The organism is Streptomyces sp. NPDC060035 (assembly GCF_042736635.1).
GTDB lineage: Bacteria > Actinomycetota > Actinomycetes > Streptomycetales > Streptomycetaceae > Streptomyces.
On record NZ_JBHWVO010000012.1, the window covers coordinates 170,209 to 181,970 of the forward strand.

General features: G+C 71.9%; 6 protein-coding genes. 2 read left to right on the forward strand and 4 right to left on the reverse strand.

Features of this window, described 5'->3' with window-relative positions; translation table 11 throughout:
- Nucleotides 1–37 precede the first annotated feature (37 nt).
- Complete coding sequence (locus tag ACFWBQ_RS20760) at nucleotides 38–2,308, reverse strand: FdhF/YdeP family oxidoreductase (RefSeq protein WP_385490898.1); 2,271 nt, start codon at nucleotides 2,306–2,308, stop codon at nucleotides 38–40.
- 250 nt (nucleotides 2,309–2,558) lie between these two features.
- Between ACFWBQ_RS20760 and polA the strand changes: the two genes are divergently transcribed.
- Nucleotides 2,559–5,273: a DNA polymerase I gene (polA, locus tag ACFWBQ_RS20765; RefSeq protein WP_385490900.1), complete on the forward strand. Its 2,715-nt coding sequence runs from the start codon at nucleotides 2,559–2,561 to the stop codon at nucleotides 5,271–5,273.
- Nucleotides 5,274–5,314: 41 nt separating this feature from the next.
- Here the strand turns inward: polA and ACFWBQ_RS20770 are convergent, their stop codons facing one another.
- Nucleotides 5,315–6,181 (reverse strand): DUF4184 family protein, encoded by an 867-nt coding sequence (locus ACFWBQ_RS20770; protein WP_385490903.1) that lies wholly within the window; start codon nucleotides 6,179–6,181, stop codon nucleotides 5,315–5,317.
- Between the two features lie 186 nt (nucleotides 6,182–6,367).
- On the opposite strand from ACFWBQ_RS20770, the gene ACFWBQ_RS20775 reads away from it, so the two are divergent.
- Nucleotides 6,368–8,062 (forward strand): lytic transglycosylase domain-containing protein, encoded by a 1,695-nt coding sequence (locus tag ACFWBQ_RS20775; RefSeq protein WP_385490906.1) that lies wholly within the window; start codon nucleotides 6,368–6,370, stop codon nucleotides 8,060–8,062.
- Between the two features lie 68 nt (nucleotides 8,063–8,130).
- On the opposite strand, the gene hrpB is transcribed toward ACFWBQ_RS20775, so the two are convergent.
- The gene (hrpB, locus tag ACFWBQ_RS20780; protein WP_385490909.1) at nucleotides 8,131–10,632 is read right to left on the reverse strand and encodes an ATP-dependent helicase HrpB; all 2,502 of its coding nucleotides are present in this window, start codon (nucleotides 10,630–10,632) and stop codon (nucleotides 8,131–8,133) included.
- Nucleotides 10,633–10,657: 25 nt separating this feature from the next.
- A complete protein-coding gene (locus ACFWBQ_RS20785) occupies nucleotides 10,658–11,482 on the reverse strand; it encodes a class I SAM-dependent methyltransferase (RefSeq protein WP_385490912.1) in 825 nt (274 codons plus the stop codon).
- Nucleotides 11,483–11,762 lie beyond the last annotated feature (280 nt).

The window sequence follows — 11,762 nt, forward strand, 5'->3', positions numbered from 1 at the left end:
TACCAGACGGCTGAGCGAACGCTTAGCCGCGGTGGGATCAGGCTTTCTCGAAGCGGATGACGACGGACTTGCTGGCCGGGGTGTTGCTGGTGTCGGCGGTGGCATCGAGCGGGACGAGCACGTTGGTCTCGGGGTAGTACGCGGCGGCGCAGCCGCGTGCGGTCGGGTAGTGGACGACACGGAAGCCCGGTGCGCGGCGCTCGGTGCCGTCCTTCCACTCGCTGACGAGGTCGGTGTACGAGCCGTCGGCGAGCCCCAGCGTGCGGGCGTCCTCGGGGTTGACCATCACGATGCGCCTGCCGCCCTTGATGCCGCGGTAGCGGTCGTCGAGGCCGTAGATCGTGGTGTTGTACTGGTCGTGGGAGCGCAGGGTCTGCAGCAGCAGCCTGCCTTCGGGGAGCTCGGGGTATTCGACGGGCGCGGCGGTGAAGTTGGCCTTGCCGGTGGCGGTGGGGAAGCGGCGTTCGTCGCGGGGGGCGTGGGGGAGGGCGAAGCCGCCCGGGTGTGCGACGCGGGCGTTGAAGTCCTCGAAGCCGGGTACGACGCGTGAGATGCGGTCCCGGATCGTCCCGTAGTCCTTCTCGAACTCCTCCCAGGGCGTCGTGGAGGCGGGGCCGAGGACGGCGCGGGCGAGCCGGGCGACGATCGCCGGTTCGGAGAGCAGGTGGGGGCTCGCGGGGGTGAGGTTGCCGCGGGAGGAGTGGACCAGGCCCATGGAGTCCTCGACGGTGACGAACTGCTTCTGCCCGGCCTGGATGTCCTTGTCGGTGCGGCCCAGTGTGGGCAGGATCAGGGCGCGGGTGCCGGTCACGGCGTGGGAGCGGTTGAGCTTGGTCGACACGTGCACGGTGAGCCGTGCGCGGCGCATCGCCGCTTCGGTGACGGTGGTGTCCGGTGTCGCGGCGACGAAGTTGCCGCCCATGGCGAAGAAGACCTTGGCGTCGCCGTCGCGCAGCGCCTGGATGGACCGTACGACGTCGTAGCCGTGGTGGCGCGGCGAAGTGATGGCGAATTCCTTGTCCAGGGCGTCCAGGAAGGCGGTCGAGGGCCGTTCGAAGATGCCCATGGTGCGGTCGCCCTGGACGTTGGAGTGGCCGCGCACGGGGCAGACGCCGGCGCCGGGCCTGCCGATGTTGCCCCGCAGCAGGAGGAAGTTGACGACTTCCCGGATGGTCGGCACGGAGTGCTTGTGCTGGGTCAGGCCCATGGCCCAGCAGACGATGGTGCGCTTCGAGGCGAGGACCATGGCGAGCGCCTCTTCGATATCGGCGCGGTCCAGGCCGGTGGCGGTGAGTGTCTGCGCCCAGTCCGCGGCGCGGGCCGCTTCGGCGAACTCCTCGTATCCATGGGTGTGTCCGGCGACGAAGTCGGTGTCGACGGCTCCTTCGGTGTCGAGGATCATCTTGTTGAGCAGCCGGAAGAGGGCCTGGTCGCCGCCGATGCGGATCTGCAGGAAGAGGTCGTTGAGGGCTGCGCCCTTGATCATGCCGCGGGCGGTCTGCGGGTTCTTGAACCGTTCCATGCCCGCCTCGGGCAGCGGGTTCACCGAGATGATCTTCGCTCCGGAGGCCTTGGCCTGCTCCAGGGCGGAGAGCATCCGGGGGTGGTTGGTGCCCGGGTTCTGCCCCGCGACGATGATCAGGTCGGCGTGGTGGAGGTCCTCCAGGCTGACGCTGCCCTTGCCGACGCCGATGGTCTCGGTGAGTGCGGATCCGGACGACTCGTGGCACATGTTGGAGCAGTCCGGCAGGTTGTTGGTGCCGAACTCGCGGGCGAAGAGCTGGAGCAGGAACGCCGCTTCGTTGCTGGTGCGGCCGGAGGTGTAGAAGAGCGCCTCGTCGGGGGAGCCGAGCGCGGTGAGTTCCTCGGCGAGGACCTGGAAGGCGCGTTCCCAGGTCACGGCCTCGTACCGGTCGGCGCCGGCGGGCAGATACATGGGTTGCGTGATGCGGCCCTGCTGGCCGAGCCAGTAGCCGCTGCGGGTGGCCAGGTCGGCGACGGGGTGTGCGGCGAAGAAGTCGGGGGTGACGCGGCGCAGGGTCGCTTCCTCGGCGACGGCCTTGGCACCGTTCTCGCAGAACTCGGCGGTGTGCCGCTTGTCGCCCTCGGGCCAGGCGCAGCCGGGGCAGTCGAAGCCGTCCTTCTGGTTGACCTTGAGGAGGGTCTGCGCGGTGCGTCGCACCCCCATCTGCTGCTGGGCGATCAGCAGGCTGTGGGCGACGGCGGTCATTCCCGCGGCGGCGTGCTGGACCGCTTCGACCTGCGGCGCGTCCTGGACCGGGTCACCGGTCGGGGGCTTGGTGGCCATGGTGCTCCCCTTCGAGCGCTTGCGAACCCGCGATACGTCCGTACGCGTCGTGGCGTCCTGTCACGTTTTCCCTGTGGGTGATGTGACTGCCTTCGATCCTGTCACGCACGGCTGCCGTCGCGTCCGGAGGGAGGCCGGGTGCTGCGGTCCTGTGCGGGACGCGTGGTACGGGTGCGCCCGAGCCGTGCTCGACCGGGGGACGAGCGGCGGCCGGTCCGCATTGTCGGTGGTCCGTGGCAGGATCGGGGGCGTGGCTGAGACGGCATCGAAGAAGACGGCAGACAACCGACCGCGCCTGCTCCTGATGGACGGGCACTCCCTGGCGTACCGGGCGTTCTTTGCGCTGCCCGCGGAGAATTTCACGACCGGTACGGGGCAGCCGACGAACGCCGTGTACGGCTTCGCGTCGATGCTGGCGAACACGCTGCGCGACGAGGCGCCCACGCACTTCGCGGTGGCGTTCGACGTGTCCCGCAAGACGTGGCGTTCGCAGGAGTTCCCGGAGTACAAGGCGAACCGTTCCAAGACCCCCGACGAGTTCAAGGGGCAGGTCGAGCTGATCGGTGAGCTGCTGGACGCGATGCACGCGGACCGGTTCGCGGTCGACGGCTTCGAGGCGGACGACGTGATCGCGACGCTGGCCACGCAGGCCGAGGCGGCCGGCTTCGAGGTGCTGATCGTCACCGGTGACCGGGACTCCTTCCAGCTGATCACGGACAACGTCACGGTGCTGTACCCCACCAAGGGTGTCTCCGAGCTGACGCGCTTCACCCCGGCGAAGGTCGAGGAGAAGTACGGGCTCACGCCGCGGCAGTATCCGGACTTCGCGGCGCTGCGTGGCGACCCGTCGGACAATCTGCCGGGCATCCCGGGTGTCGGCGAGAAGACCGCCGCGAAGTGGATCAACCAGTTCGGTTCGTTCGAGGATCTGGTGGCGCGTGCCGAGGAGGTCAAGGGCAAGGCGGGGCAGAATTTCCGGGACCATCTGGACGCTGTCCGTATGAACCGGCGGCTGACCGAGATGGTCCGGGACGTGGCGCTGCCGAAGACCCCGCAGGAGCTCGAGCGGGCACCGTACGACCGCACGGCGGTCACCGGGGTGCTCGATGTCCTGGAGATCCGTAACCCGAGCCTGCGCGAGCGGCTGCTGGCCGTCGACCCCGGTGCCACGGGGGAGGCCGAGGCGCCCGAGCCCGCGGCCGGTGTCGAGCTGGACGGCTCGGTGCTGGGTTCCGGTGAGGTGGCGTCGTGGCTCGCGGCGCACGGCGGGCAGCCGCTCGGCGTCGTCACGGTCGACACCTGGGCGCTGGGCACCGGCAGCGTGACCGAGATCGCGCTGGCCGCTGCCGACGGCGCCGCCGCCTGGCTCGACCCGACGCAGCTGGACGAGGCCGACGAGCAGGCGTTCGCCGCCTGGGTCGCGGACCCGCAGCGGCCCAAGGTCCTGCACAACGCGAAGAGCGCCATGCGGGTCTTTCCCGAGCACGGCTGGCAGATCGAGGGTGTCGCCATGGACACCGCGCTCGCCGCGTACCTGGTCAAGCCGGGCCGCCGTTCCTTCGCCCTGGACGCCCTGTCCGTGGAGTACCTCGGCCGTGAGCTGGCGCCCGCCGCGTCCTCGGACGGGCAGCTGGCGTTCGGCGCGGACGACCGGGCCGAGGCCGACGCCCTGATGGCGCAGGCCCGCGCGGTCCTGGACCTGGGCGAAGCGTTCACGGTCCGGCTGGGTGAGGTCGGCGCCACCGGTCTGCTGCACGACATGGAGCTGCCCACCTCGATCCTGCTGGCCCGGCTGGAGCGGCACGGCATCGCCGCCGACCGCACCCATCTGGAAGGCATGGAGCAGCAGTTCGCGGGCGCTGTGCAGCAGGCGGTGAAGGAGGCGCACGCCGCGGTGGGCCGCGAGTTCAACCTCGGGTCGCCCAAGCAGCTCCAGGAAGTTCTCTTCGGTGAGCTGGCGCTGCCCAGGACGAAGAAGACGAAGACGGGTTACACGACGGACGCCGACGCGCTGGCGTGGCTGGCCGCGCAGACCGAGCACGAGCTGCCGGTCATCATGCTGCGCCACCGTGAGCAGGCGAAGCTGCGGGTCACGGTCGAGGGTCTGGTCAAGACAGTCGGTGCGGACGGCCGTATCCACACCACGTTCAACCAGACGGTCGCGGCGACGGGGCGGCTCTCGTCCACCGACCCGAACCTGCAGAACATCCCGGTCCGTACGGACGAGGGGCGGGCCATTCGCCGGGGCTTCGTCGTCGGTGAGGGCTTCGAGACGCTGATGACGGCCGACTACAGCCAGATCGAGCTGCGGGTGATGGCGCACCTCTCCGAGGACGCCGGTCTGATCGAGGCCTTCGCCTCCGGCGAGGACCTGCACACCACGGTCGCCTCGCAGGTCTTCGGCGTCGACAAGTCCGCCGTCGACGCGGAGATGCGCCGCAAGATCAAGGCGATGTCGTACGGACTGGCCTACGGGCTCTCCGCGTTCGGCCTCTCCCAGCAGCTGAACATCGAGGCCGGTGAGGCACGCGGGCTGATGGACACCTACTTCGAGCGGTTCGGCGGGGTCCGTGACTATCTGCACCGCGTCGTGGAGGAGGCCAGGTCCACCGGGTACACGGAGACGGTCTTCGGCCGCCGCCGCTACCTCCCCGACCTGACCAGCGACAACCGCCAGCGGCGCGAAATGGCGGAGCGGATGGCGCTCAACGCACCGATCCAGGGCACGGCCGCCGACATCGTCAAGGTCGCGATGCTGCAGGTGGACCGGGCGCTGACCGAGGCGAAGCTGACGTCACGGATGCTGCTGCAGGTCCATGACGAAATCGTTCTGGAGATCGCTCCGGGGGAGCGCGAGCAGGTCGAGGAGATCCTGCGCCGCGAGATGTCGACGGCGGTGGAGCTGCGTGCCCCGCTGGACGTCTCGGTCGGTGTGGGCGCGGACTGGGAATCGGCCGCGCACTGACACGGCTGCCGCCTGCAGGGCCCCGTCGAAGGGGCGGGCCCTCAGACGGCATCCTCGTTCGCCGGACGGGTCCGTGCACCGGGCCTGTCCGGCGGCCGGGGGCCGCGCGGTTTCCGCAGCCGCATCCACGCCCCGTACAGCACGAGTCCGACCGCCAGACCTGCCCCGGCCCCGAAGCACGCGGTCGGGATGATGTCGAGCGGTGTGCTGATGTGCCCGAAGTACGCGTACCAGCGGGCACATCGGTGGACAATGCCGAGCAGTACGCACAGGGCGAGCAGGAGGCACGCCCACCGGCGCTCCGCCCGGCCGAGTACCGGTACGGACTCCGGGGCCGGCGTCGGCCCGGTCCGCCGCATGCCCGTGTACATGAACCAGGCCAGGACCGTCAGGGCCACGGCCGAACTCCCGTACTGGACGAGCTGGAACACCGGGAAGCCGCCGATGCTGCGGCCGAGCGCGGGAACCAGCTCTGTGCCCCACCGGTCGTGATGGGTGAAGGCGTCCCATACGACATGGGTGCCCGCGCCGATGGCCGCGGACAGGACGAACCACATGGCTTCGGGCAGGGCCGGAACCGCGCCGGGTTCCCGCCGCCGGCCCCGTACGAAGGTGTGCACACGCCCCTGCCACGCGGCGGGAATGAGCGCGACGAGCGGTTCGCGCAGCAGCAGCCAGAGCGCCACCAGGACCGTGGCGATGACCACGTCCACCGTGAACACACCCCACACCGCGTGTGTGACTGCGCCGAATTCCATCGCCCCGGGGATGACGGTGTCCGCGAAGTAGGTCATATCGGGTGCGAACGAACCCGCGACGAGCGCGGAGGCGACCAGCGGACCGCGGCCCGTCCCGGACCGGCGGATGCCCGGCAGTACGGCTGCGGCGTGGCTGAGCGTGAACGGCATGACGGCAAGTATGCGTGAGCCCTCATCACCTGCCCGAACCTGTCGTGCAAGGCGCTGACAGCTTCGTGAAAAATCAGTAAGAACCGGTCATGTGCCAGTGTTCGGGCCGCACAAGTTGCCGTAGGGTCGCCTGAGTCCTCGCGCTGGGGAGCGCGAACAGCCGTCGACGGGGAGGGACCAGAACGTATGGCAGCGCAATTCGGCCGACGGCTGCGCAGGGGGGCCACCACCACTGCGGTGGCTGCAGTCGCTGTGGCAGCTCTCTCCGCTTCGCAGGCCCCCGGCGCACCACTTGCCGGGGGCAGTGGCGACCCGGCAGCATCCGGTTCCACGTCGCCCGGCGACAGCGCGGCCACCGGCAACTCGCCGTACTACACGGACCTGCCGCCGCTCAACACGCCCAACAAGCCCGGTTCGTCCGTCAATCTACCGGTCACAGGCAGTGCGGAAGCGGGCATACCGGCCTCGATCCTGGCGGCGTACAAGAAGGCCCAGCAGGACCTCGCGAGCACCGACGCGGCCTGCCGACTGCCCTGGCAACTCCTCGCGGCGATCGGCAAGGTCGAGTCCGGCCAGGCCCGCGGCGGCAAGGTCGACGCCAACGGCACCACGTTCTCCCCGATCCTCGGCCCGGCCCTCAACGGCCAGGGCTTCGCGCTGATCAAGGACACCGACGGCGGGGCGTACGACGGGGACTCGACCCACGACCGCGCGGTCGGCCCGATGCAGTTCATCCCGCAGACCTGGGCCACCTGGGGCCAGGACGGAAACGGCGACGGACGCAAGGACCCCAACAACATCTACGACGCGGCGCTGGCCGCCGGGCACTACCTCTGTGCGGGCTCCCGCGATCTGGCCGTCGCGGCGGACCTCGACCGGGCGGTGCTGAGCTACAACCACTCGCGGGAGTACCTGCGGACGGTGCGCTCCTGGTTCGAGTTCTACAAGCGCGGCACCCATGAGGTCCCGGACGGCACGGGTGTTCTCCCCTCGGGTACCAGCAGCGGCTCCGGTTCCGGCTCGGGCTCCGGTTCCGGCTCGTCGCCGAACCCCACCCCGCCCCCGTCCGGTTCGCCCGGCAGCGGTGCGACTCCGAGCCCCTCGCCGACGCCGCCCGAGCCGGGCGGCAGCGGTTCCCCCAGCCCGTCGCCGACGCCGCCCCCCAAGCCGGCACCCACTCCCACGCCGTCCCGGACGCTGGGCAGCATCGAGAACGCGGGCACCGGCCCCCTCGCCGCCACGGCGGGCGAGGCGTTCGCCGAGCGCATCAAGGTGCGGGCCAGGAACACGCTCGGCACGCCGCTCGCCAAGGCCTCGGTCACCTTCACGATCACCGGCGACACCGACGCCCGCTTCTCCGGCGGGCGGAGCACGGTCACGCTGCCCACCGCGTCGGACGGCACCGTCACCGCCCCCGTCCTCAACGCGGGTGAGAAGACGGGCGAGTTCAAGGTGACGGCCCTGGCGGGCACCATCAAGCCGCTCACCCTTGCCTACGCGGCGGCCGTCGCCGCCCGGCAGGCCGACACGATCGCCCGGACCGAAGAGAAGGCCCTGACGGCCGCCCCCGGCGCCGAGTTCGCCGACACCCTCGAGGTCAAGGCGACGTACAAGGGCATCGGAGTGGCCGGCACCGCCGTCACAGCCACGATGATCACCGGCGGCGAGACGCCCGCCGAGAACGACAAGGGGCCCTTCTTCAAGGACGCGGACGGCAACGCGGTCAGGACCCTGACGGACCTGAAGGCCGACGCCGACGGAGTCCTGAAGCTCCCGAAGATCTTCGCCGACGACACCGCGGGCACCTTCTTGCTGCGTCTCACCACCGAGAGCGGCGCTACGCTCGTCGTCGAGCTCACGGTCGCGGCGCCCGCCGCCTGACCCGTACCGCCGACACAGCAGACCCCCTGCCGCACTGCGGCAGGGGGTCTGCTGCGCAGTACCGGACCTCAATCGCGCCGCAGCCGCGCCGAGGTGAAGCGCGTCGCCTCCACCGTCGTCGGGTCCTCGGGCCACGGGTGCTTCGGATACCGGCCGCGCAGCTCGGCCCGTACCGCCTTGTAGCCCTCCCGCCAGAACGACGCCAGATCGGCCGTCACCGCCGCAGGCCGTCCGGCGGGGGAGAGCAGATGGACCAGGACGGGCACCCCGGCCACCCGAGGCGTCTCCCGCAGCCCGAACAGCTCCTGGAGCTTCACCGCGAGGACGGGCTGCTCACCGCCGTACTCCACCCTGATCCTCGAACCGCTCGGCACCTCGATCCGCTCCGGGGCCAGCGCATCCAGCCGGGCGGCATCGCCCGTCGCCCACGGCAGCAGCCGCCGCACCGCCTGCCCGGCGTCGATCCGCGCCAGATCGGAGCGGCGCCGCGCCCGCGACAGCTCGGGCTCCAGCCACTCCCCGGTACGCGACAGCAGCGCGCCGTCCGACACATCGGGCCACGGAGCCCCCAGCTCCCGGTACAGGAACGCGAGCCGCAGCCGCAGCTGCTCGCTGTCGCGGGTCCACCGCAGCAGCCCGGTGCCCTCGCGCCGCAGACCGTCCAGCAGCGCCCCCCGCACCAGGTCGGGCGCCGGCTGCTTCAGCGCGCGCACCGACAGCTCGATGGCCCCGAGCCGCTCCACGGAACGGGCCACCACATCCCCGTCGACCCAGCGGACCTCCTCGCCGGAGAACCGCAGATGCCCGGCCGCCAGCCGCGCCGTGTCCTCGTCGACGACCGCCGCCAGCCGCACCCGGGCGGACGCCGCGTGCGCGGGACGGTCGGCGACCGCGACGGCCAGCCACGGTGCGCTGCGCAGCCGCGAGCCGTCCCGGAGCTCCGCCCCGGTCCCCGACGCCATCAGGAACGCGCCCTCACCCCGGGCCCGCGCCACCCGCTCCGGGAAGGCCAGCGCCGCCACCAGCCCTGCGGCCGCGTCGTCCGAGCCCGGACCCCCGCTGCCGGCCTTGCCGAGCGAGGACGACAGCCGCCGCACCTCCTGCCGCCAGCGCGCCGCATAGCCGTCCCCGCCCCGCCGAGCGGTACGCAGTGCGGCCGCCAGATCGTCCCCGTACTCCCGCGGCGGTTCCTCGCTCAGCAGCGCCACGACCTCCGCGGCCCGGCGCCCGCCCACCTCGTCCGCACCGTCCAGGAGGGCCCGCGCCAGACGCGGATGCAGTCCCAGACGGGACATCCGCACACCCCGGTCCGTCACCCGCCCCGACGCGTCCACCGCGCCCACCGCCGTCAGCACCTCCCGTGCCGCACCCATCGCCCCGGCCGGCGGCGGATCCAGCAGGGCGAGCCCCGAGGCGTCCGGATCGCCCCAGCACGCCGCCTGCAGCGCGAACGCGGCCAGATCGGCCACCTTGATCTCCGGGGACGGGAACCGGGCAAGCCGCCCGTCCTCGGCCTGCTCCCAACAGCGGTACACCGCGCCGGGCGCCTCGCGCCCCGCCCGGCCCGCGCGCTGCCGTCCGGCCGCCTGGGACGCCCGCACGGTGGTGAGCGCGCTCAGACCCCGCGCATGGTCGGTACGCGGCTCCCTGGCCAGCCCGGAGTCCACGACGACCCGCACCCCCGGCACCGTCAGCGACGACTCCGCCACGGACGTCGCGAGCACCACCCGGCGCCCTTGCGACGACCCGGCCAGCACCGCGTCCTGCACGGCCGCGGGGGCCCGCCCGTGCACCTGGAGCACCTCGGCGGCCGCTCCCGCGAGCTGCCCGGCCACCCGGCCGATCTCCCCGACCCCGGGGAGGAAACACAGCACATCGCCGTCACGCTCGGCGAGCGCCCGGCGCACCACGGCGGCCACGTGCGTCAGCAGCGCCGGATCGACCCTCATCCCGTGCGGCGGGCGCACGGAGCCCGCCGGCGGCGCCCACACCACCTCGACCGGATGGGACACACCCTGCGCCTCGACCACGGGAGCGCCGCCCAGCAGGCGGGCCCAGCCCTCCGCGTCCGTCGTCGCCGACGCCGCGACCAGACGCAGGTCGGGCCTGATCGCCTCCCGCACGTCGAGGAGGAACGCGGCGACCGTGTCCGCGTCCAGATGGCGCTCGTGGCACTCGTCGATGATCACGACATCGACCCCGGCCAGCTCCTGGTCGCGCTGCAGCCGCTGGAGCAGCACCCCGGTGGTCACGACCTCGACCACCGTGTCGCGCCCCACCACCCGCTCACCGCGCACGGTGAAGCCGACCCGGCCGCCCGGCTGCTCGCCGATCAGCCAGGCCATCCGCCGTGCCGCCGCCCGGGCCGCGATCCGCCGCGGCTCGGCCACCACCACCCGGCGGACCGGACCGCCACCGGTGAGGCCGGCGAGGACCAGGGGTACAAGGGTCGTCTTGCCGGTCCCGGGCGGTGCGCAGAGCACCGCGACCCCCCGGTCGTCGAGTGCTCGCTCCAGAGCGGGCACAGCGGTGCGTACGGGCAACTGGCCGAGGGCGTCGGTACGGATCACGCCCCCAGTCTCGTACGCCGGCCCGTCACCAGGTCCGGCGGTCCCGCTCGCACACGAAGATCGCGGTCCCGGGGATGAGGTGGCCGCGCAGGGGGGACCAGCCGCCCCACTCCTGGTTGTTCCAGGCGGGCCACTCGGGCTCCACCAGGTCGGTCAGCCGGAAGCCGCCCGCCACCACATCGCGCACCCGGTCACCGAGCGTCCTGTGGTGCTCCACGTAGACGGCGTTGCCCTGCTCGTCCTGCTCCACGTACGGGACACGGTCGAAGTAGGAGGCGGCGACCGAGAGCCCCTCCGGACCCGGCTCGTCGGGAAACGCCCAGCGGACGGGGTGCGTCACCGAGAAGACCCAGCGGCCCCCGGGCCTCAGTACCCGGTGGACCTCACGGAACACCTGTACGGGGTCGGCGACGAAGGGCACCGCCCCGTAGGCGGAACAGGCCAGGTCGAAGGAGCCGTCCCGGAACGGGAGCCTGCCCGCATCGGCCTCCACGAGCGGGACGTCGTCGCCGATGCGCAGCGCGTGCTGGAGCTGGCGGTGGGAGAGGTCCAGGGCCACCGGGCGGGCGCCCTGGGCGGCCAGCCAGCGTGAGCACTGGGCCGCGCCGGCACCGATCTCCAGGACGTCCAGGCCCTTCAGCCGGGGTGCGGGGCCCAGCAGGCCCGCCTCGGCCTCGTCGAGCCCCTCCGGACCCCAGATGAAGCGGTCGTCCCCCAGGAAGGCCCCGTGGTCGCTCTGGTACTCGTCGGCGTTCCGGTCCCACCAGCCGCGACTTGCCCGGCTGCTCTCCGATTCCCCGGCCTCCCGGCGAGTCGCTTCAGGATCGGACCCGTGGATCTCTTGGCTCATCGTGCCCGTCGTTGTAGTTTGCCTTCACCCGCCGCACACGGTGCCCACCCGGGCTGTACGGGTGAATACGGCCGCGTGCGTGCGGAACCGTGTCCTGGCCGATGTGGCCTCGGACAACATGAGTTGTGCCGGGAATGGGGTGTTGTGCCCCGCGTGTGCGCCTTCGCGCATTGACCGCTTCCGGCTGCCCCCGTATGCTACAAGTTGCGTCGCGAGCCTGCGCGCTTCAGACCTAGCAGGCCGCGCTCGCGTCTGTTGTATGTCCCCTCGGTTGTCGAGG